The sequence below is a fragment of the Ruania halotolerans genome (assembly GCF_021049285.1).
In the GTDB taxonomy this organism is placed as follows: domain Bacteria; phylum Actinomycetota; class Actinomycetes; order Actinomycetales; family Beutenbergiaceae; genus Ruania; species Ruania halotolerans.
Genome location: NZ_CP088017.1, coordinates 1488898 through 1510161, shown reverse-complemented (window position 1 = coordinate 1510161; position 21264 = coordinate 1488898). Strand labels below are relative to the sequence as shown.

Sequence of the window (21264 nt, the reverse complement as noted above, 5' to 3'; positions counted from 1 at the left end):
GGTGGTCGTCGCCGTGACGAGCGCCCAGTGACGTGGAGGAACGACGTGAGTGTGACCATGCGCGATGTTGCGCTCCTGGCGGGGGTGTCGATGAAGACGGTGTCCAACGTCGTGAACGACCAGCCACATGTGCATCCCGTGACGCGCGAACGCGTTCAACGGGCGATCGGCGAGCTCGGGTACCGACCGAATCTGTCCGCTCGCGGACTCCGCTCGGGGCGTACAGGCGTCATCGGCCTCGCGGTGCCCGAACTGCGGCTGGACTACTTCGCCGAACTCGCAGACGCGGTGATCACAGCCGCCGAAGCACACAATCTTGGCGTCATCATCAGCCAGCTCGGCGGCGACCGCGCACGCGAGGTGGAGGTCCTGACCCACGGCCTTCGGCAGACCGACGGCCTGCTCTTCAGTCCGGAACGCCTCGGCATCGCCGATCGAGACTTGCTTGACACCGTCAACCATCCACTCGTCCTGCTGGGAGAGCGGATCTTCGGCGGACCGACAGACCACGTCACGATGCACAACAGCACTGCCGCACGTGCGGCGGTCGAACATCTCATTGACGGCGGGCGCCGCAGAATCGCTGTGATCGGAGCGCATCCGAATCGGCGCGTGTACGAGGTACGACCATCCGACCTGCGCGTCGAGGGCTACCGCGAAGCGCTCACCCGTGCGGGCCTGGACCTGGACGAGCGGCTCGAACGGGTGGCCGCACCGTGGCATCCCCAGAACGGCGCTGATGCCACCCGCAGCCTCCTGGCCGACGGGATAGACGTGGACGCCATCTTTGCTCTGAACGACTCGTTGGCGTTCGGCGTCGTCCGGGCACTGGCCGAAGCAGGACGCCGCGTACCCGACGATGTGGCCGTTATCGGCTTCGACAACGTCGACCACGGGCGCTTCACCCAACCGTCGCTCTCCAGCGTTGATCCAGGGCGCGAGGAGATAGCTCGCACCGCAGTGGCGATGCTCATCGAACGCATCAACTGGCACCCCTCCGCGGGGCGCGCGCCGCGGCAGTACAAGGCCGACTTCAGCATCGTGGCCCGAGAATCCACCGGGGGTACAAGCGAGGTTCGCCAGCCGGTGAACGGCCGATCTGGCTCGACGACCTCCGGCATGAACGAGAGTGGAGCATGAACCTCAGTTCGACGACGCCGTGGAGTCGATCGAGCTAGATCACGGCGCAGACACCCCGAATCATCGAACGGGGCGCACCGGCGAGCACCTCATTCCATCGCATCTCATGGTCGTCACCTCAGTCTGGACACGGACCTCCAAATCTGGATAATCTCTATCCAGATTAAGGAGGCCCGACATGCGAATGACCGAAGGCGTGGAGTGGGCTGCACACATCTGCATCCTGCTGCACTGGGTACGCCAGGACTCCGGCCACCCAGTCCCCGCCGCACGCCTGGCCCAGGCATACGCCCTCCCGACGGCGTACCTCACCAAGCAGCTGCAGGCCCTCGCCCGCGCAGGCATCACCGAATCGACAGCAGGGCGGACCGGCGGAATCCGGCTCATGCGACCGGCCACCGAGGTGACGCTGATGGACGTGGTCGCCGCGATCGAGGGCCCTGAGGACGCGTTCCGGTGCACAGAGATCCGCCAACGCGGGATGAACGCCGGCCAGCCCGCCACCGAGTTCACCGAGCCCTGCGGCATCGCACACGCCATGCGTCGAGCGGAGCTGGCCTGGCGGCGCGAGCTCGCTGCCACCACCATCGCCGATCTTGCCGGAACAGCACCGGCCGGACGCGCCGCCGATGCCCGTCGCTATCTTCTCGGCACCTCACCCACCCTCAGAAAGGACCAGTCGTGACCTCACGCACCCCCACCCGAAGCGCATCCCCAGAGGTGTTCCGCCACCTGATGGGCCTGGACGCCCTCTTGGCTGACTCGCTGGGACCGGTGCTCCATGGCCTGGTTCAACTGCGCGCCTCGCAGATCAACGGCTGCGCCTACTGCGTGGACCTGCACTCGCGCACCCTGGAGCGGCACGGCGTGCCCTACCGAACGATCTTCGGGGTAGGCGCCTGGCACGAGAGCCCGTTCTTCGATGAGACCCAGCGCGTGGCGCTGACCTTCACCGAGGCCCTCACCGGCGGTATCGACCTCATCGACGATGAGACCTGGCAGCGTGCCGGGGACCTGCTCGGCGAGCGAGGTCGTGCCGATCTGGTGGTGGCCATCGGCACCATCAACACCATGAATATGAGTGGCATCAGCACACATCTGAGTCCGACGCCGTAACTCCCGCCATCCCGACAGAGCGAGCACAGAGTCAGTCAAACCTGTCGCCTTTGGGCCGTGATCTGTACTCAGTTCCTCAACCTGCTGCTGCACGGAGCGTGGGACTGAACCACGAACAGGTCAACTGGCGAACGGCCGGTGCGTCTCGACGATCTCCCGTCCGAACGGGGTCAGCGAGATCGGGATCAACTTGAGATTCGCCCACCCCATCGGAATGCCGATGATGGTGATGAACAGCGGGATCGCCGTGACGACGTGCCCAATGATCAGCCACCAGCCGGCCACGATGAACCAGATGATGTTCCCGATAGTCGAGCCCGCGCCGGCGTCAGATCGGCGCACCACCTCCCGGCCGAACGGCCAGATCACATAGGCGGCGATCCGGAAGGAGGCGATCCCGAACGGGATCGTGATGATCAGAATGCAGCAGATCAGGCCGGCCACGGCATATCCGACGGCCAGCCAGAAACCGGCGAAGACGAGCCAGATGATGTTGAGCAAGGTGCGCACTGATCCAGTCTAGGCTCGGATGCGTGACTCCCGAGGAACTGCGCGGCGCGACCTTGACCAGGCACGACTTCGACGGTGAGGTGTGGATCGGCGCCGAGATCGACGAACTCGAGCTGGACAACTCCTCCCTCTGCCGCATCCGAGCCGCCCAAGGCACCTGGGAGCGCTGCACGTTCACGGACTGCGACTTCACCGGAGCCGATCTGGCCGGCCTGACCACCCGCGACACCGGCCTGGTCCGGTGCACGCTCGACGGCGCCCGACTCACCGGATCCTCATGGCTGCGCTCGCGCCTGCGTGAGGTCCGGGCCACAGAGGTGGTCGCCGACCTGCTTTCCGCGCACAGCGCCACCTGGACCGATGTGACCTTCACCAACGCGAACCTTCGCCAGGCCGACTTCACCGACGCACGGCTGCAGCGAGTTCGCTTCATCGACTGCGATCTCTCCGAGGCACGGTTCGCCGGGATGCGGGCTCAGCAGGTCACCATGACCGGCTGTCGCCTCGAGCGCATCTCCGGCGTGGACGCACTGCGCGGAGTCACGATGACCCATGGCGATGCCGTGAGCGGACTCGGCTCATTCGCCGAGCACCTCGGCATCACCCTCACCGAGGAAAGCCGATGACGGCGGTCGCTGCCTCGATCGAGGCCGTCCAGTGCCGTATCGCCGCGGCCGCCGAGGCGGCAGGGCGCGACCCGTCCGAGGTACGGCTGTTACTTGCGGTCAAGCGAGTCGAGGCTGCCCGGATCCGGGAGGCGTTCGCCGCGGGCGCCACGCTGATCGGGCAGAACCGCGCCCAGGAGCTCGTGGCCACCGAGCCCGATCTCGTTGACATCCCGCACGAGAGCCATTTCATCGGGCACTTGCAGTCGAACAAGGTGAACCAGGTGATGCGCTGGGCCGACTGTGTACAAAGTGTCGACTCAACGAAGCTGGCGCACCGGCTCGACCGCGCTGCCGAGGCCCGCGAACGCGATCTGGACGTGTTCATCCAGGTGAACACCTCGGGCGAGGAGACCAAAGCGGGTGTGACGCCCGAATCGGCAGGCGAGCTGGCCGCCGTCGTGGGCTCGCTCGAGCACCTGCACCTGCGCGGCTTCATGACCATCGGTGCCCACTCCGCAGACCTCGACGAGGTGCGCGCGAGCTACACCAGACTCACCCAGGTAGCCGCCGCCGTCGTGGATTCGGGTGCCTCCGGCACCGGCGAAGCAGGCGAGCTGTCTATGGGGATGTCCGGCGACCTGGAGATCGCGATCGCTGCCGGCGCCACCATGGTGCGGGTGGGCACGGGAGTGTTCGGCGCCCGGGCTCTCTAGGGAGAACCAGCAGTCCGGGAATACCTGCGCTGATCGACTGTTGCCCTTTACAGGCCCCAAAACAAGGAGTAGCAGTGCCCACTATCGACATCACCGCCGAGAACTTCGACCAGACGATCACCGAGAACGACATCGTGCTGATCGACTTCTGGGCCGAGTGGTGCGGACCGTGCAAGCAGTTCGCACCCGTCTACGAGAAGGCCTCCGAAGCACACGACGACATCACGTTCGCGAAGGTGGACACCGAGGTCGAGCAAGCGCTCGCTGGGCAGGCCGGGATCCAGGCGATCCCCACCCTGATGGCCTTCCGGGACGGAGTCCTCGTCTTCAACCAGGCCGGTGCGTTGCCGGCGAAGTCCCTCGAACAGCTCATCGAGGGCGTCAAGGGCCTGAACATGGACGAGGTCAAGGCCGAAGTGGCCGAGCAGAAGGCCGCCCACGAGGCCGGCCACACCGAGCAGGGCTGAGCCCCTCCCCCAGCAGAGCGGACATCGCTCAACGCGACATCGCTCAGGGGCGCGCCACCTGGGGGCTCTGATGGCCGAACCGCACGGGGATCCAGGTGCCGTCATCCACCTGAGGCGTCGGCTGCAGCGGTGCGCTGCGCCGCGGCGCCGCCTCGATCACGGGCGCCGTCTCCCCTGCTGCCACCATGCGCCGCACCAGCCGTTGGCGTAGTTCCTCGGCCACGTCCGCGAACGCCGGGACACCGGCAACGTTGCGCAGTTCGTAGGGATCGTTGGCTAGGTCGTACAGCTCGGACTCGAGATAGCGATCGCTCGAGTTCTCGGTCCATGGGTCCGCCTGCGGAGCGACCACGTGGTATTTCCACCGCTCGGTTCGGATCGTTCGACCCAATTCCGATTCACTGACCTGCACGAATGCCTCCCCTGGGAACTCAGGGTCCGATTCGTGCAGTAGCGGCACGATCGAATGCCCCTGCATCTCCTCCGGTACATCGATGCCCGCCGCATCGAGCAGTGTGGGAGGAAGGTCGATCGTGCTCACCGGGCGGTCCACCCGCCCACCGCCGTCGAAGCCCGGCCCGCGCAGCGCGAACGGAACCCGGATCGAGCTGTCGTGACAGGAACGCTTGTACTCGGCGTTTCTTGTACGGAAGTGATTACCGTGATCCGACGTGAACGCGATGATCGTGTTCTCCAGCTGTCCCACGCTCCGCAGGGCGTCGATCAGCCGGCCCAGGCCCTCATCGATGCGGCGGATCTGCCCCAAATACCCGCCCATGTGCTCGTGCGCGGTGGACGAGTCCGAATCGCCGGCGATGAGGTCAGGCGGCATCCACCGACCCGTGTACCGCTGCGCGTAACCGGTCGGGGCCGGGTAGGTGTCCACTTCGTTCTGGTGGTGCGGTTCAATCAGCGAGCAGAACAGGAAAAACGGTGCAGCGGCGCGGCCGCTCGTGAGCGACGGGCGGGAATGGTCGGCCACGAACCGGATCGCCGCATCGAACAATGCGTCGGATCGGTAGCCGGGAAGCATGACTGGGTCGCCGTCGTCGTCGAAAACGATGGTGCGGTAGGCGTCCGAGGTGAACTCGAGCAGGTTGGACCCCAGCCAGGAGGCGTACCCGCCGCGCTGGTCGCTCGGGACGGGCTCGGAATCGGCCAGGTGCCACTTGCCGATGTATCCCGTGGCATAGCCGGCGTCGGCGAAATGGTGTGCCATCGTGCGCGCACCCCCGAGGGTGGTGCCGTTGCGGTAGCAGCCCGACGTCGTCCCGTACGTCCCGGTCTGGATGGCCGCCCTGGCCGGGGCGCAGACCGGATTCGCAGTGAACGCCTGGGCAAGATACGTACCGGCGTGCGCCATCTCGTCGAACTCGGGGGTCAGTCCTAACGGATTGCCACCAGCACCGGTGGTGTCCCACCGCTGCTGGTCGGTGAAGACCACGATGATGTTCGGTCGAGCAGCTGATGTCGGCACAGATTCTTCCTCTCGGACGGGCACCACGGTGCCGGGTGACTACTGCTTGACGGCACCGGCTACTCCTTCGACGAAGTACCGCTGCAGGAAAAGGAACGCGACGATGATGGGCATGAGGCTAATCGTGGAGGCAGCAGCCATCCCCACCCAGTCGGTGAAGTACTCCCCTTGGAAGTGGTAGATGCCCACGGCCAGCGTGCGCAGGTCCGGTTGGTTCAACGTGAGGACCAACGGGAGCAGGAAGTCGTTCCAGGAGTGCATGAACTGCAGCACGATCGCGGTGGCCGTCACCGGCTTGGCCAGTGGGAGGTACACCTTCCAGAAGATCCTCAGGAACCCTGCGCCGTCGAGCACAGCCGCCTCCTCGAGCTCCTTGGGCAACTGACTGAAGAAACCCGCGAACAACAGGATGGCGATCACGTGCGCACCACCGGCCTCGGCCAGCGTGATGCCCCACAACGAGTCGGCCAGACCGAGAGAGTGGATGAGGTCGAAGATCGGGATGATGGTGTACCCCTCGGGCAGGAACACGGCAAAGGCGAGCAACGCCACGATCACGAACCGGCCGGGAAACTTGTACCGGCCCAGGACGTACCCGATCATCGCGGTGGAGACGACGCTGATCACGATCGAACCTGCGGTGATCAGCACCGTGTTGACGAAGTAGCGAGCGATGTTCGCCTCGCTCCACACCCGGATGTAGTTGCCCAGCTGCAGTGTCTCCGGAACCAACCCGAGGCCAGAAAAGGCCTCCGCGTTGGTCTTCAGTGACGTCGAGATCATCCAGATGAACGGGTAGATCCACACCAGGCAGATCGGGATCAGGATGATCGAGATGATCGTCGCCCGAAGGACAGCCCGGGAACGACGCTGCGGCGGGCTCGTGGCGCCCTCCGTGGGCGCGGCACCGTCGAGGCCGTGGTGCGCCGACGTGGGCGGGGTCAGGATCCGGCTCATCGTTGTGCTCCCATCGCCGCGCGCATCGAGTGCGCCTTCTTCGCCACCCAGATCTGCAGCAGGGCGACCACCATCACCGCGAGGCCGAAGAAGACCCCGGCCGCAGAGGCGTACCCGAGCTCGGGAAGCCCGCCGTCACCGACGAACGCCTCGCGGTAGATGTAGACCTCCATCACCTCGCTCGCCCGTGCGGGCCCGCCCTGGGTCATTGCCTGCACGATGGCGAACACGTGCAAGGTCTGGTTGGCGGTGAGCAACGTGATGATCGCGGCGAACGGTGCCAGGATCGGCACCGTGATATGCCGCAGCAGGTGCCAGCGGCCGGCCCCGTCGATCCGGGCGGCCTCGTAGTACGTCGTCGGCACGGTCTGCAGGGCGGCCAGCCAATAGACCATGGTGATGCCCATGTTCTTCCAGATCTCGACACCCATGACCGTCCACAACGCGGCGTCCTTGTCCCCACGGAAGTCGATCGCCTGCTCGACGAGCCCGGACGAGGTGAGGGCCTGATTGACTGGTCCGTTGAACGGGTCGAGAACGAACGTCATGATGATCCCCACGATCGCCGCGGTGGTCACGACCGGCAGGAAGAACATCGTGCGGAACACCGGCGAGAGCTTCATCGACTCGTTGTTCAGCAGGATCGCCAGCAGCAGTGAGATGGCCAGCTTGATCGGGACCGCCACCAGCACGAACAGGAACGAGCGGCCGAACGCACCCCAGAACGCGGCATCCTGGATGAGGCGGGCGTAGTTGTCCAGCCCCACCCAGGCGCGGTCGTTGGTGTACCCGCTCCACTCCAGGAAGGAGAAGTACCACGACATGAAGATCGGGTAGAACGTGAACAACGCCGAGAGCACCAGGGTGGGCACCATGAAGACATAGCACCAGCGATGCTTGAGGATCTGGCGCCACAGTCCTGCGCCAGCGGATCGGGGTGGCGCCTGCGTGCTCGTCGTCATCGAGTCAGGCACCTTGATACTGCTCAGCAGTGAAGTCGGCGGACGGGTCCCAGTTCGCGAATACCCAGTCCTCCCGTGAGACGTTCGCGCCCGCCTCCTGTGCCGCACTGATCGCCTCGTCGAGAGCCCGGTTGCTCTCGTCCTCCAGCTGTTGGAGCGAGGCGCGCAACTCGCCCTGACCACTGAACACTGCCTGCCCCAGGTCAGCGAAGGTGGTGCTCGGCGGCTGGTGCCGCAGGATCACCTCCGCGTTGTCCGCATTACGCAGGCGGGGGTCCGGAGCCAACCGCATCAGCTCACCCGCCACCTCGACCGCGGCCACGGCACGCGCATCGAGTTCGGTGCTCTGCGCCGCCAACTCGTTGGCCGACGGCGTCACCGAGGACAAGTTGCCCTGTGCGGCGACGATGATGTTCGCCTGCCCTTCGGCAGAGCCCAGATAGTGGAACATGTCACCGATCACCTCGGGATGGCGCGCTCCGGCGAACAGGTACAGGTCGTTGGCGCCCTGCTCCCAGAACGGGTACGGGGCCGACGCTCCGCCGTCGGCGCTCGGGGGTTGACCGACCTCGAACTCGAAGTCCGGGAAATCCCGCTGATACGCCGGGATTGCCCAGGGGCCGTCGAGGAGGATCCCAGCCACCCCCTGCGGGAACCGGGAACGCGCCGTGGCATCGTCGAGGCTGATGTAGCCGGGGAAGATGCTCCCGTCGGCATCGATCGCGAGCAAGAGCTCGAACGCCTCGATCACCTCCGGTGCCGTGAGGTCGTACTCGCCGGTACGCAGATCCAGACCGCGGAACCCGCCGGTGTTGATCACCGAATGCCCGAGCATCTGCGCGAACATCAGCGCCACCTGGGCGATCCTGGTTCCGTCGATCATCAGCCCATAGGCATCGCCGTCCCCGTTCTCGGTCACCGCGCGGCACACCTCACGCAGGTCGTCGAGACCGAGGCGCGCCGCCGGGTCGTATCCGGCATCGGCGAGCAGCGCGGTGTTCGTCAGCTGCAGGTATTCGAACCTCTTGCTGGAGTTCATCGGCCAGGTATAGGTCAGCCCGTCGAAGACATGGACGCCCGGGATGAAGGCGCCCTCCGGGAAACCTGCCTTCCACTCCTCGAAGTCCGGGACGACGTCGTCGAGCGGACTGATCCACCCCTCGCTGATCGCGGACTGGGTCGGCATGCTCGCCGGTCGGGCGAACACGTCCGGGGCGCTGTTGTTGCGCACGGCGACCGGGATGGCCTCATTGATGGTGTCCCAGGAGCTCGGCTGGTAGTCGACGGTGATATTCGCGTGCTTGTCCATATAGGAGGCGAAGAATGGTTCGAGGAACATCGCCTTCAGGTCACCGGAATCCATCCAGCCGATCGTGACGTCCTCGGTGGGCAGATCGGCTCCCGAGTCCGGGATGCCCTCGAATCCGAACTCCGGGTTCTCGGCTCCGGTGCCGGACCCGGTCTCGGTGCTGACGTTGCACGCTGCGAGCGTGCCAAGACCGAGGGCGCCGAGTCCGAGGGCGCTGCGCCGGGTGAGTGGGGTGGTACTGAGTTGTCGTTTCACGGCAATCACTCCTCGTTGATGTGATGGCATTCCTGTGTTCATTGATGTGCCGTCTCGGTCAGACCGAACCGCGAGCGGTGAACGTCCACGGGCGGCTGATCTCGTGCCAGTTCCCGCGGCGCGTGTGGATGATCCGGTCGAAGAGCATCTGCGCCGCCTCGGTGAAGTCGGCATCGTCATCGGGACCCATCGTGCTGAGCGTCGGCCGGGTCACCTGCGCCTCCGGAATCGTGCCGGCGCCCACCACCGCGACGTCCTCCGGAACCCGCAGGCCAAGGTCTCTGGCTGCCCAGATGGCACTCACGGCCGACCGGGACGAGGCTGTGACGATGGCCTCGGGCGGCTCCGGTGCCGACAGTAACGAGCGAGCAGCCTGGTACCCGGCTACCCGATCGTCCGCACCCGCGGTGACAAGCTCCTTCCGAAGCGCAACGCCGCGTGCGTCCAGGCCAGCCACGAAGGCAGCGAACCTGTCGCTGTCCACCAGGGCATGCTCCCGGAACACCCGCACCTCCCGGTCGTGCCCCACATAGGCAATCCGCCGTCGTCCGCTGGAGACCAGGTGAGCGACCGCATCGTCCATCGCCTCGGCCTCGGGTTCGCGGTAGACGTCGAACCCGTCAGCCTCGGCCGTGTTGCTCATCACGAGCATGGGCAGACCCGCATCGGCGAGTCCGCCCACGTCGGAGGGGTCGAGGTAGCTCAAGCCGGTCGCGATCACGGCACCGTCGGCCACTCGCTCACGCAATCGCTCGATCGTCCGAGCGGCCGTCGTTGCAGAGTTGACGACCATGGTGATCACACCGAAACCGTGCCGGTCCCCGACCTCATGGAGACTTGCCGCCATCTGATCCAGGGCGGGCACACCGAAACTCCCGATCACGAGGCAGACCTGCTCAGTGGAGCGTCGGCGCAACATCCGGGCGGATCGGTCCGGCGCGTAGCCAAGTTCGCGCGCGCTCTCCAGCACCCGGTCGCGGGTCGCGGTGGGAATCCGCCGGTCCGTGCGGCCATTCATCACGTAGGAGACGGTCGCCACGGAGACACCGGCAGCAGCGGCCACGTCGCGCGACGTCGCCCGTATGGTCCGTTCCATCGTGACCCCCATCGGTCGATGCGTGAGAGATTCGGTTGCTTAAACGATTAAGCATCAGAAATCTGTTCGACAGATTCGCGTAAGTCCTGCGATCCTGCAATGTGCAGATGGCTTATACGATTAAGCATCGGGTCGGTATTGTCAAGAGCGGCTCGCGCTCAGGAGGAACTCACGGGACTCGCGCGATCCACGCCGGGTCGGAGAACTTGCCGACGGCGAGTTCGCCCGCTCGAGCGATCTCTTCCTCCGTCAATGCGCCATCACTACTGGTGTACCGAGCGCGGAAGTGATTCTTCATCGACTCGATGATGGCCTCACGCGACATCCCGGTCTGACTGCGCAATGGATCCACCCGCTTGTTGGCGCTGGTGGTGCCCTTGTCAGAGAGCTTTTCCCGGCCAATCCGCAGCACTTTCAGCATCTTGGTGGCGTCGATGTCATAGCTAGCCGTCACGTGGTGCAGCACGGTCCCGTTCGCGAGCCGCTTCTGCGCGGCGCCGCCGATCTTTCCCGCAGGTGAGGCGATGTCGTTCAGTGGCACGTAGCGCGCGTCAATGCCGACCTCGCGCAGCGCACCGATCATCCAGTCATCCAGGAAGGCATAGGACTGCTCGAAGCTCAAGCCCTCGACGAGCGAACCAGGCACGTACAGCGAGTAGGTGATCGCGTTCCCGGGTTCGACGAACATCGCTCCCCCACCGGAGATCCGGCGGACCACGTCAATATCAAGTTCCTGCGCGGCTGCAGTGTCGATCTCGTTGCGCAGCGACTGAAATGAGCCGAGGATCACGCAGCCCCCCGACCACTCCCAGATCCGAAGGGTCGGTCCGCGCCGCCCAGCGCCGACCTCTTCGAGCAGCACCTGATCGAGCGCAAGGTTCATCGTGGGTTCCATCGGGCCTGGGTGCACCAGCTCGAACGTGTGGTCGTGCCAGCCCGTCGCCTGACCCAGGGCACGCCGGACGGCGATCGCCACGGCTTGCGGGGTGAAGCCCACGAGGTGCGCGTCAGCCACAGCCGCCGCCACCAGCGTGGACATCTGGCCCACGGTGGCGGCCTCCGGCACACCGGTCAGCGCAGCGTCAATGCGTTCCAGCGCCTCATCCGGCTCGAGAAAGAAGTCACCGCTGATGTGCACCTGTGCCAGGCGCCCGTCGACGACCTCCACCTCGGCTGCCACCAGCTTGCCGCCAGGCACCTTGTACTCACCTCTGCTCACCCGGTCAGCCTAACCGCGCGGAACAGAGGTCTCGCTCGTGCAACGATTCACTGAATCGTTGCACGATCCCTGCGCGAAGCATCTACTCTCGGTCTCGAGACCACCTAGCGGTAACTCTCGGCGAAGGAGCCCTCAATGACGATCTCCAGAACAGCGACCTGCACCCTCACGCTGGGGCTGACGGCAGCTCTTGCACTCGCGGGGTGCACGACCCGGGACGACAACCCCGATACAGGCGGAAACGGCGAGGAGACCGCAGCCGAAGACGTCACGATCGCTTTCGTTCCGAAACTCCAGGGCATCCCGTACTTCGAGGCGATGAACACCGGCGGTATGCAGGCCGCCGAGGAACTCGGATTCGAATGGCTCTACCAGGGACCGACCACGGCGGACGCCGCCGCGCAAGCCGACATCGTGCGCTCGTTCATTCAGCAGAACGTGGACGTGCTGTTCGTGGCACCGAACGACCCGGATTCCATGGCACCGCTGCTGCAGGAAGCCCAAGACGCCGGCATCCACGTGGCCACGACCGATACCGATGCACCGAACTCGGTGCGAGAGGTCTTCATCTCGCAGGCCTCGGTGGAAGGCATCGGTCAGCAACTCACCGACTCACTGATGGAGGCGATGGGCGAATCTGGCGAGTACGCGATCGTTTCCTGCGGTGAGACAGCGGCGAACCTGAACGCCTGGATCGAGGTGCAAGAGGAGTACACGGCCTCGGAATACCCCGAGGCGGAGATCGTCGACATCGTCTATGCCGGTGAGGACCAGGCGGCTGCCACCCAGATGGCCACCGATCTCATGCTGGCCAACCCAGACCTGACCGGGCTGGTGGGTGAATGCACGTCCAGCGCCCCAGGGGTTGCGCAGGCGGTGGAGGATGCCGGACGCGTCGGCGAAGTCTTCACCGTGGGACTGGGCACACCGCAGTCCATGCTGCCGTACCTGGAGACTGGATCCTCCAGCGCCTCCGTGTTGTGGGACGTCGAAGCGCTCGGCTACCTGACCGGGTGGGCCGGAGTGCAGCTCGAGAACGAGGAGGAGTTCGAGGCGACGAACTCCGTCAACGAGGACCTCACAGCGGTGGAGTACGACGCGGAAACAAGCGTGCTCCTGCTCGGGCCACCCACGGTGTTCACTGCGGACAACGCCGGCGACTACGACTACTGATCTCATGCACGAGGAGACACCCCGCTTGCGGATGCGAGACATCTCCAAGCGGTACGGAGGTGTGCGCGCCCTCAGCCACGCGGACCTGACAGTACAACCCGGCACCGTGCACGCTCTGGTCGGCGAGAACGGTGCCGGGAAGTCGACGCTGATCAAGGTTCTGGCCGGTGCCGAGCGCGCGGATACCGGTGTGATCGAGATCGACGGCGAACCGGTGACTATCGAATCCACTGGTCAAGCCCTCGACCTCGGGGTGCAGACGGTGTACCAGGAACCGCAGTTGTTCGCCGAGCTGACGGTGGCGGAGAACTTCTTCGTGGGCCGCGAGATCACCTCGGGTCCGGTGATCGACTGGCATCGGCAGGCACCCCGGATGTTCGACCTGCTCGACCTGGTGGGTCTCGATCGTTCGATCGCTTCAGTGCCGATCGGCCATCTCACGATTGCCACACAGCAGCAGGTCTCGATCGCGAAGGCTCTGTTGGACGATGCCCGGATTCTCATCCTGGACGAACCCAGCGCGATCCTGACCGACACCGAGATCGAGGTGCTCTTCGGCGTGGTGCGCCGGCTCGCCGAACAAGGGGTATCGATCATCTACATCAGCCATCGGCTGGACGAACTGTTCCGGATCGCTGACGAGGTGACGATCATGCGCGATGGCCGCACAGTTCACAACGAGGCGTTGGCCGATCTGACCGTGCGCGCGATCGCCGAGCGGATGGTGGGCGGTGAGTTGAGCGAAGGTGCTCGCGAGCCGAATGCACCGGGCGAGGTCCGACTCCGTCTGGACTCCCTCGGCCTGGAGGGGCACTTCGAGAACATCTCGCTCACTGTGCGGGCCGGCGAGATCGTCGGTTTGTACGGATTGGTCGGCTGCGGCGCGTCCGAAGTAGGTGACGTCATCTACGGGATGCGCCATCCGACGTCCGGGAGCATGGAGGTACTCGGACGCTCGACCCGTGTTGCCAACCCAGCAGACGCGAAACGGCGCGGGGTCCGGATGCTGCCGGCGAACCGATCCGCTCAGGGCACGTTCGCATTTCAGTCGATCGCCTTCAACATCACCATCGGTTCGCTCCGGTTATTGGGGAAGGTAGCCGGTTGGGTCTCCCCTGCCGCCGAGCGCACGATCGCCGGATCGCTGATCGACCGGCTCGCGGTCAAGACGCCGAGTCAGCGGCAGCCGGTCAGCGCAATGTCCGGTGGGAACGCGCAGAAGGTCGTGCTGGCTCGCCAGTTGGTCGAGCAACCTGACCTGCTGGTGCTCGCCGAGCCCACCCAGGGCGTGGATGTGGGCGCGAAGGAGGAGATCCACCAGATCGTCTCCGAACTTGCCGATACCCAGACCGCCATCCTGGTGATCACCACCGACCTCGCTGAGGTTCTGCGGATCGCCGACCGTGTCGTGGTGTTCCGGGCGGGGCAGATCGCGAGCGAGTTTGCGCCGACGGCCACCCAGGCTGAGGTTCTTGCCGCGGCGGCCGGGGAGATCACGAGTGGGAGCACGTCATGAGCGAGACCACCGCGGCCACGGAGCAGTCCGAGCAGCTCTCACTTCGGAGGATCCTGCCACCGGTGATCACCGGGCAGGAGGTGGTACTGGTCGGAGTGATCGCCGCATTGTGGGTGACGCTCGGGCTCACCACCCCTGCGTTCCTCTCCGCCGGCTCGATCGGTCCGCTCCTGGTGCAGGTGGCGCCGATCGCGCTGATCGGCGTGGGCATGACGTTCGTCATCATCACGGCTGGGATCGATGTGTCGGTCGCGGGGATGGTGATGGTGTGCGCCGTGGTGACTGCCCGGGTCTTGGTGGCATTCGACGTCCCCGCGATCGTGGCGGTGCTGTTGGCGATGGCGGTGGGGCTGGCCCTCGGTACCCTGAACGGAGTGCTCGTGGCCTACGGCGGCGTGCACCCCATCATCATCACGTTCGGTACCTGGAACGTCTTCCTGTTCATCGGCTACCGGGTGTTCGACTCCTCCACGGTGAACGGAATCCCGGGCACGCTCGCCTTCTTCGGGCGCGGCTCCGGCGGGCAGACCGCCGGTATCCCGCACTCCTTCGTGATCGCCTTGATCGCCGTGGCGATCGCATGGTGGTTCCTGCGACGCACCCGGGCTGGTCGCAACCTGTATGCCATCGGCGGCAACGCCCACGCGGCCCGGCTCGCCGGGATCAAGGTGCGGCCCCGACTGATGACTGTCTACGCCGTCACCGGCACGCTCACGGGACTGGCGGCATGCATGGTGATCGCCACCGGCACATCCACGCTCGACCAGTCGGTCGGCTCCGGCAAGGAGCTTCAGGTAATCGCCGCCGTCGTGATCGGCGGTACCTCCATCATCGGTGGCCGCGGCAGCGTGGTGGGTACGCTGCTCGGCGCGATCCTGGTGCAGACGGTGATCACCGGTGTGACACAGCTCGGGTGGCCTTCGGAGGTCGGCTTCCTGTTCGTTGGCATCTTCATCCTGGTGGCGGTGGGCACCGACCTCGTCCGTGAGCGAGCGAGGAGGCGATCATGAGGGCGACAACGACTCCAAGCCGGGCGGACCAGCGCGGTCCCGCCGGAATCGTCGATGGCGTGCGCGGGTGGATCGAGACTGGTGGTCTGCGCGATCGCGCCGTGCTGCTGGGCGGGTTGCTGATCGTGCTCGTGGTGGTGATGACGGTGCTCGACGCCGCCGGGCTCACCAGCGGCCGGTTCACCAGTGACTACCTCGCCTCGGCGCTGATCGCCTACGTCCCTCTCGCCCTGCTGGCCCTGGCGGAACTGCTGGTGATCATGTCCGGGCGTGGGTCGATCGACCTGTCCGTGGGCTCGATGGTCTCCCTCACCGGGATCGCGTTCGGGATGCTGTATCAGCAGTCGGGTGTGCCGTTGGTCCTGGCTGTCGTGCTTGCTGTGGCCTTCGGCGCGCTACTGGGCGCGATCAACGGCCTCCTGACGGCGTACGCGGGATTCCCGGCGCTGATCACCACGCTGGCCACCTACTATGCCTATCGCTCGATTGCGCTTGTGGTCAGCGGTCAGCGTCCGATCTCCGGTGAGTCGATCAGCGCCTTCTACGGTGCCACGAGCGAGGTGGAGCTCCCGCTGATCGGAGCCTACGTGCCGTTGGTGCCGCTTGGGGTGTTCACTTTCCTGCTTCCCGTGGCGGTGATTGCGTGGTTCGTCCTGAACCGCAGCACCTACGGTCGTCGTCACTACGCGCTCGGCACGAACGAGACGGCGGCCCGGTGGGCAGGCATCAATACCCGGCGCACACGTTTGCTCGCCTTTGTGTACGGAGGCGCGATCTGCGGTCTGGTCGGGGTCTACACGGTGGCCCAGTTCGCCTCCGCCCGACCGGACGCCGGCACCAGCGGCTCGGGGATGGCGCTGCCGGCGATCACGATCGCGGTGCTCGGCGGGGTGGCCATCACCGGTGGCATCGGCCGGCTCAGCGGGATCCTGCTCTCGGCCCTGTTGATCGTCTGGCTGAACGCCTCGATCCTGCTCGTGGTGCCAGGCAACGTCGGAACGCAGGTGCAGTTGCTGGCGCTCGGGGCGGTGCTCCTCGGTGCCTCGCTGTTCGGCAGTGTGTCGCTGCGCCGTCGCCGCAAGGAGAGCGGTGGAGCAGATGCCGAGGAGACCCCCACGACGCAGTAAAGAGACCTGCCACTTAGCCCTCAGAAGGAGCACTCATGCAGATCGGCGTCCACGGCCTCGTGTTCACCGGCGAATTCGACGAGGCCGGACTGGTCACGGCAATCTCCGGCACCCAGAAGGCAGGGTTCGACTTCCTCGAGTTGCCGTTGATGGATCCGTTCGCGATCGACGGTGGTGCAGTGCAGCGGATCCTGGCCGATCACGGCATCACGATGGCCGCCTCGCTGGGGTTGGACGCCGACCACGACCTCTCCAGCGAAGACTCCGCGATCTCGGCCCGAGGTGAGGAATTGCTGCGGCGCGCGGTGGACGTCGTGGCTGAGGCCGGGGGCCGGCACCTGTGCGGGGTGATCTACTCCGCGATGCAGAAGTACCTGACACCGGCCACCCGAGCCGGGCGGGAGAACTCGGCTCGCGCGCTCGCCCGGTTGGCCGACCATGCCCAGGCCAGCGGTGTGGAGCTGGCGATCGAGATCGTGAACCGGTACGAGACCAATATCGTGAACACGGCACGGGCCGGGCTCGGGTTTCTCGAGGAGATCGGGCACCAGAACGTGCACCTGCACCTGGACACGTACCACATGAACATCGAGGAGTCCGGGATGGTCGAACCGGTACTCGATGCGGCGGAGCGCCTGAAGTACGTGCACATCGGCGAGAGCCACCGCGGTTATCTGGGCACCGGGTCAGTGGACTTCGGTTCGTTCTTCCGGGCGCTGGGCAGGATCGGCTACGACGGGCCGATCGTGTTCGAGTCCTTCTCCAGCGCCGTGGTGAGTGCCTCGCTCTCGAACACGCTCGGCATCTGGCGCAACCTGTGGGACGACCCAGCCGACCTTGCGGCCCATGCCAACCGTTTCATCCGCGACCAGGTGCGTGCCGTGGAGACCATCGCCTTCCACTGACCGGCCATCTCCGCCGGGGCACGGCTCGAGACCCCGTACCGGCCCTCCCGCGCTCAGCGAGAGGTCCCAGGACGACTGGCCACCGAGTCGCACGGCAGTGACCTACAGGGACTCGACGCCCGCGTGCAGGAGCCCGAACACCAGTCCATCGACGAGTGCCTCCCAGGAGGCTTCGAGCAGGTTGGCTCCGACACCGACGGTGCTCCATGAGTGCTGGCCATCGGTGAGTTCGATGAGCACCCGGGTGATCGCGTCGGTGCCATGCGCGGAGTCGAGCAAGCGCACCTTGTAGTCGATCAGTTCGATGTCCTCGATCTCCGGATACGCGGTGGCCAGTGCCTGCCGGAGAGCATGGTCGAGGGCGTTGACCGGACCGTTGCCCTCGCCGGTGGAGACCACGCGCTGGTTCCCGGCGTGGATCTTCACCGTGGCCTCGGCCACGTCCCGCATGACTCCATCGGGTCCGGCGGAGTGGTCCACGATGGCCCGCCAGGACTCGGTGCGGAAATAGGCAGGCCGGGTACCCGTGATCTCTTCCCGAAGCAGCAGCTCGAAGGATGCATCGGCGGCGTCGTAGGTGTAGCCGTTCGCCTCGGCGTCCTTCACCCGGGTGGTCACACGGGCGAGCAGTTCTGACTGTCCAGCGAGGTCGAAGCCGAGCTCGCGGCCCTTGAGCTCGATACTCGCCCGCCCTGCCATGTCCGAGATCAGCATGCGCATGTCGTTGCCGACCTTGCGCGGATCGATGTGCTGGTAGAGGTCTGGGTCGATCCGGATCGCGCTGGCGTGCAGCCCGCCCTTATGCGCGAAGGCGCTGGCACCGATGTAGGGCTGGCGGCCGAACGGCGCGATATTGGTGATCTCGCTGATCGCGTGGGCGATCCGGGTGACCTCCTCGAGGCCACCGTTACTGAGAGTGCGCATGCCCAGTTTGAGATCGAGGTTCGCGACGACGGCCATCAAGTCCGCATTGCCGGTGCGCTCTCCGTAGCCGTTCACCGTGCCCTGCACGTGCCGCGCCCCGGCCGAGACGGCGGCCATCGAGTTGGCCACAGCGCAACCGGAGTCGTTGTGCGCATGCATGCCGAGGATCTGCTGCGGCCCGGTTCGGCCGGCGACAGTCGAGACGATCTCGTGCACCCATTCGGGGAGCATGCCGCCGTTGGTGTCGCACAACGCCACCACCTCGGCCCCTGCCTCGAACGCCGTGGTCACGGCGCGCAGCGCATAGTCAGGGTCGTAGCGGTAGCCGTCGAAGAAGTGCTCGGCGTCGAGCACCACCCGCCGGCCCTCCCCCACCAGGTAGGCGACGGTGTCGGCGATCATCGCCAGGTTCTCTTCGCCCGTGGTGCGCAGGGCACGCTCCACGTGCCGGATGTCGCTCTTGGCCACCAGGGTGATGGTGGGTGCCTCGGAGTCGATCAGGGCACGGACCTGGGTGTCGTGGTGCGCGCTGGTCCCCGGTTTGCGGGTGGATCCGAATGCCGCCAGCTCGGCGTTCTTCAGGTCCAGATCCTTGGTGGCGCGCGCGAAGAACTCCGTATCCTTCGGAATCGCCCCTGGCCACCCACCCTCGATGAACGTGACCCCGAGCTCGTCCAACAACGGTGCGATGGCGAGCTTGTCGGCGACGGTCAGGTTGATCCCCTCCTGCTGGGCGCCGTCACGCAGGGTGGTGTCGTAGACGTGCACGGCGGCAGTGCCGTGGGTGTCCGTGGGAGTTGATGTGGTGCTCATCGTGGTGACTTCCAGGTAGCAGCTACGTCTCGGACGATCCGGGCAGGGTGGGCCCGGCAACAAAAAGACCCCCCGGGGTGCGGGAGGTCTGCGCGTTCGCCATGATGGCGAACGCGCTAGCCGATAATCAGGGCGCTGGTGGGCGTCATGGGCCCCATCATGGCACATTTCTCCCGCCTCGTTGGCGCCGCCCATCGACGCCTTCCTCGCCTCTGGCGCCCGGGGCGGTCGCAGCCGGCAGCAGCCTGGCCGGCCGGTGCTGTCGGCGGTGCGCCGTAGGCTCAGCGGGTGGAGATCCTGGTGTGCGCCGATGGCGATCGGGTGCAGCTCTGCGAACTCGCCGCCGAGCTCACGCCGGAGACCACCCGCACCTGCACACGGTCGGAGCTGCCGCTCGTCATGGCCGAGTATGAGAGCGCCTCGCCCCGGTGGGTGTGGGCAGACACCGCTGCTCTCGCACCCGAGCTCATCGCCGCCGGGGTGCGGGTGACTCGCTGCCTCGACCTGCGCCTCGCGCGCACCATCCTGCGGCATGCAGCACCGGACCAGGACTGGCCAGACCTCGGCTGGCGCACCGAACCGTTGGCCACGACGACACCCGATCCCGCCGTACCGACCCTGTGGGATGAGAGCGCCACCACACCACCGGGAAATACGGTGGCTGACCTGGTCGCCGAGCGCATCCGGCAGCGGGACGCGGTCGGGGCCTGCTCCGAACCGGCACGAATGCGGCTCCTGCTCGCAGCAGAGTCGGCCGGCGCCCTGATCGCAGCCGAGATCGAAGCCGACGGACTCCCCTGGGACCGCTCAGTCCACGAGGCCCTGCTCACCGAAGTCCTCGGACCACGGCCGAGGGCAGGAGTTCGCCCGGCACGATTGGAGGGTCTCGCCGCACAGATCCGCAAGCATCTCGCCGCACCCGCCCTCAACCCTGATTCCCCCGTGGAGTTGCTGCGATCGTTGCGGCGCGCCGGTCTGGATCTCACCACCACGTCCAAGTGGGAGATCGCCCGCCTTGACCACCCGGTGGTCGGCCCGCTGCTGGAGTACAAGAAGCTGGCCCGGTTGCTCAGCGCGAACGGGTGGGCATGGCTGGATTCCTGGATCCATCCGGCCTCCACTCCGCAGCGGCGTGATCGGTTCCGGCCCGACTACGTTCCCGGTGGCGTGGTCACCGGACGGTGGGCCACCTCCGGTGGCGGGGCGCTCCAGCTGCCGAAGCAGATCCGTGCCGCCGTCCGGGCAGATCCGGGGTGGCGGCTCGTGGTGGCCGACGCCGCCCAGATCGAACCACGGGTCCTCGCGGCCATGTCGGGCGATACGGCGCTGGCCACCGCCGGGCAGGCAGGAGACCTGTACGTGGGTCTGGTGGAAGCGGGCATCGTCGGCACTCGAGCCGAGGCGAAGGTCGCCATGCTGGGCGCCCTGTATGGGGCCACTACCGGTGAGGCGGGACTACTCATGCCCCGGCTGATGCGGGCGTACCCGCGCGCCACCGGCGTCGTCGAACAGGCCGCGCGAACGGGCGAACACGGGGGCACCGTACGCACCTGGCTCGGGCGGACTTCACCGCCCCCGCCGCCGTCGTGGCATGAACGCCAGGCCGCAGCGAGCCAACCGGAGGCGACGGACGCCGTCGAACGCCGTGCCCGCCAGGGCGCACGTGATTGGGGGCGGTTCACCCGGAACTTCGTCGTGCAGGGAACAGCAGCGGAATGGGCGCTGTGCTGGATGGGTGAGATCCGCCGCCGGCTCGCCGGCTACGGCCCGCTCAGCGAGCGCCCGCACCTGGTGTTCTTCCTGCATGACGAGGTGATCGTGCACGCTCCACAGTCCCATGCAGAACAGGTGGCCGACGAGATCCGCGCGAGCGCCGCCGAGGCGGGCCGGTTGCTGTTCGGGCGGACCCCGGTGGAGTTCCCGCTCGATGTGGCGATCGTGGAGAACTACGCCGAGGCAGAGTAGGG

At 66.2% G+C, this 21264-nt stretch carries 20 protein-coding genes; 12 read left to right on the top strand and 8 right to left on the bottom strand.

Annotation, left to right across the window (positions count from 1 at the left end; translation table 11 throughout):
• The first annotated feature begins 45 nt into the window (after positions 1-45).
• The 3 genes from LQF10_RS06595 (at position 46) to LQF10_RS06585 (ending at position 2256) form a co-directional block, all read left to right on the top strand.
• Positions 46-1140 carry a LacI family DNA-binding transcriptional regulator gene (locus LQF10_RS06595; RefSeq protein WP_231066687.1) on the top strand — a complete coding sequence of 365 codons (1095 nt, stop codon included), beginning with the start codon at positions 46-48 and terminating at the stop codon, positions 1138-1140.
• A 178-nt stretch (positions 1141-1318) separates the two neighbouring features.
• On the top strand, positions 1319-1825 hold the full coding sequence (locus tag LQF10_RS06590; RefSeq protein WP_231066686.1) for an RrF2 family transcriptional regulator: 507 nt from the start codon (positions 1319-1321) through the stop codon (positions 1823-1825).
• Positions 1822-2256 (top strand): carboxymuconolactone decarboxylase family protein, encoded by a 435-nt coding sequence (locus LQF10_RS06585; protein WP_231066685.1) that lies wholly within the window; start codon positions 1822-1824, stop codon positions 2254-2256. The genes LQF10_RS06590 and LQF10_RS06585 overlap by 4 nt, the downstream gene beginning before the upstream one ends.
• Positions 2257-2376: 120 nt before the next feature.
• Here the strand turns inward: LQF10_RS06585 and LQF10_RS06580 are convergent, their stop codons facing one another.
• Positions 2377-2766 carry a YccF domain-containing protein gene (locus tag LQF10_RS06580; RefSeq protein ID WP_231066684.1) on the bottom strand — a complete coding sequence of 130 codons (390 nt, stop codon included), beginning with the start codon at positions 2764-2766 and terminating at the stop codon, positions 2377-2379.
• 23 nt (positions 2767-2789) lie between these two features.
• Between LQF10_RS06580 and LQF10_RS06575 the strand changes: the two genes are divergently transcribed.
• The 3 genes from LQF10_RS06575 to trxA all read left to right on the top strand — a co-directional run bounded on the left by LQF10_RS06575 (position 2790) and on the right by trxA (position 4554).
• Entirely contained in the window at positions 2790-3392 is a 603-nt protein-coding gene (locus LQF10_RS06575) for a pentapeptide repeat-containing protein (protein WP_231066683.1), read from the top strand.
• A complete protein-coding gene (locus LQF10_RS06570; RefSeq protein WP_231066682.1) occupies positions 3389-4087 on the top strand; it encodes a YggS family pyridoxal phosphate-dependent enzyme in 699 nt (232 codons plus the stop codon). The genes LQF10_RS06575 and LQF10_RS06570 overlap by 4 nt, the downstream gene beginning before the upstream one ends.
• Positions 4088-4161: 74 nt before the next feature.
• Complete coding sequence (trxA, locus tag LQF10_RS06565; protein ID WP_231066681.1) at positions 4162-4554, top strand: thioredoxin; 393 nt, start codon at positions 4162-4164, stop codon at positions 4552-4554.
• Between the two features lie 43 nt (positions 4555-4597).
• On the opposite strand, the gene LQF10_RS06560 is transcribed toward trxA, so the two are convergent.
• From LQF10_RS06560 to lplAB, 6 genes are all read right to left on the bottom strand, one after another.
• A complete protein-coding gene (locus LQF10_RS06560; RefSeq protein WP_231066680.1) occupies positions 4598-6031 on the bottom strand; it encodes a sulfatase family protein in 1434 nt (477 codons plus the stop codon).
• 39 nt (positions 6032-6070) lie between these two features.
• A complete protein-coding gene (locus LQF10_RS06555; RefSeq protein WP_231066679.1) occupies positions 6071-6988 on the bottom strand; it encodes a carbohydrate ABC transporter permease in 918 nt (305 codons plus the stop codon).
• Complete coding sequence (locus tag LQF10_RS06550) at positions 6985-7950, bottom strand: carbohydrate ABC transporter permease (protein ID WP_231066678.1); 966 nt, start codon at positions 7948-7950, stop codon at positions 6985-6987. The genes LQF10_RS06555 and LQF10_RS06550 overlap by 4 nt, the downstream gene beginning before the upstream one ends.
• 4 nt (positions 7951-7954) lie before the next feature.
• Entirely contained in the window at positions 7955-9514 is a 1560-nt protein-coding gene (locus LQF10_RS06545) for an ABC transporter substrate-binding protein (protein ID WP_231066677.1), read from the bottom strand.
• 58 nt (positions 9515-9572) lie between these two features.
• Positions 9573-10610: a LacI family DNA-binding transcriptional regulator gene (locus tag LQF10_RS06540; protein ID WP_231066676.1), complete on the bottom strand. Its 1038-nt coding sequence runs from the start codon at positions 10608-10610 to the stop codon at positions 9573-9575.
• Between the two features lie 169 nt (positions 10611-10779).
• A complete protein-coding gene (gene lplAB, locus LQF10_RS06535; protein WP_231066675.1) occupies positions 10780-11829 on the bottom strand; it encodes a lipoate-protein ligase LplAB in 1050 nt (349 codons plus the stop codon).
• Between the two features lie 135 nt (positions 11830-11964).
• On the opposite strand from lplAB, the gene LQF10_RS06530 reads away from it, so the two are divergent.
• The 5 genes from LQF10_RS06530 to LQF10_RS06510 are packed head-to-tail and all read left to right on the top strand — an operon-like array spanning position 11965 to position 17560.
• Positions 11965-13002, top strand: coding sequence for an autoinducer 2 ABC transporter substrate-binding protein (locus LQF10_RS06530; RefSeq protein ID WP_231066674.1), 1038 nt, complete (start codon positions 11965-11967; stop codon positions 13000-13002).
• A gap of 4 nt (positions 13003-13006) precedes the next feature.
• A complete protein-coding gene (locus LQF10_RS06525; RefSeq protein WP_231066673.1) occupies positions 13007-14518 on the top strand; it encodes a sugar ABC transporter ATP-binding protein in 1512 nt (503 codons plus the stop codon).
• Positions 14515-15528, top strand: a complete 1014-nt coding sequence (locus LQF10_RS06520) for an ABC transporter permease (protein WP_231066672.1) — start codon at positions 14515-14517, stop codon at positions 15526-15528. The genes LQF10_RS06525 and LQF10_RS06520 overlap by 4 nt, the downstream gene beginning before the upstream one ends.
• Positions 15525-16655: an ABC transporter permease gene (locus LQF10_RS06515; protein WP_231066671.1), complete on the top strand. Its 1131-nt coding sequence runs from the start codon at positions 15525-15527 to the stop codon at positions 16653-16655. Before LQF10_RS06520 ends, LQF10_RS06515 begins: the two co-directional genes overlap by 4 nt.
• Before the next feature lie 35 nt (positions 16656-16690).
• Positions 16691-17560: a sugar phosphate isomerase/epimerase family protein gene (locus LQF10_RS06510; RefSeq protein WP_231066670.1), complete on the top strand. Its 870-nt coding sequence runs from the start codon at positions 16691-16693 to the stop codon at positions 17558-17560.
• Positions 17561-17662: 102 nt separating this feature from the next.
• Here LQF10_RS06510 and cimA read toward each other — a convergent pair whose 3' ends face one another.
• Complete coding sequence (gene cimA, locus LQF10_RS06505; RefSeq protein WP_231066669.1) at positions 17663-19297, bottom strand: citramalate synthase; 1635 nt, start codon at positions 19295-19297, stop codon at positions 17663-17665.
• Positions 19298-19585: 288 nt separating this feature from the next.
• On the opposite strand from cimA, the gene LQF10_RS06500 reads away from it, so the two are divergent.
• Positions 19586-21262, top strand: coding sequence for a bifunctional 3'-5' exonuclease/DNA polymerase (locus LQF10_RS06500; RefSeq protein WP_231066668.1), 1677 nt, complete (start codon positions 19586-19588; stop codon positions 21260-21262).
• Positions 21263-21264 lie beyond the last annotated feature (2 nt).

Bases quoted from the DNA above. Each gene is read 5' to 3' on its own strand.
- LQF10_RS06590 (WP_231066686.1), top strand. From the start codon at position 1,319: ATGCGAATGACCGAAGGCGTGGAGTGGGCTGCACACATCTGCATCCTG.
- LQF10_RS06570 (WP_231066682.1), top strand. From the start codon at position 3,389: ATGACGGCGGTCGCTGCCTCGATCGAGGCCGTCCAGTGCCGTATCGCC.
- LQF10_RS06555 (WP_231066679.1), bottom strand. From the start codon at position 6,988: ATGAGCCGGATCCTGACCCCGCCCACGTCGGCGCACCACGGCCTCGAC.
- LQF10_RS06550 (WP_231066678.1), bottom strand. From the start codon at position 7,950: ATGACGACGAGCACGCAGGCGCCACCCCGATCCGCTGGCGCAGGACTG.
- LQF10_RS06540 (WP_231066676.1), bottom strand. From the start codon at position 10,610: ATGGAACGGACCATACGGGCGACGTCGCGCGACGTGGCCGCTGCTGCC.
- LQF10_RS06530 (WP_231066674.1), top strand. From the start codon at position 11,965: ATGACGATCTCCAGAACAGCGACCTGCACCCTCACGCTGGGGCTGACG.
- LQF10_RS06525 (WP_231066673.1), top strand. From the start codon at position 13,007: ATGCACGAGGAGACACCCCGCTTGCGGATGCGAGACATCTCCAAGCGG.
- LQF10_RS06520 (WP_231066672.1), top strand. From the start codon at position 14,515: ATGAGCGAGACCACCGCGGCCACGGAGCAGTCCGAGCAGCTCTCACTT.
- LQF10_RS06515 (WP_231066671.1), top strand. From the start codon at position 15,525: ATGAGGGCGACAACGACTCCAAGCCGGGCGGACCAGCGCGGTCCCGCC.
- LQF10_RS06510 (WP_231066670.1), top strand. From the start codon at position 16,691: ATGCAGATCGGCGTCCACGGCCTCGTGTTCACCGGCGAATTCGACGAG.
- cimA (WP_231066669.1), bottom strand. From the start codon at position 19,297: ATGAGCACCACATCAACTCCCACGGACACCCACGGCACTGCCGCCGTG.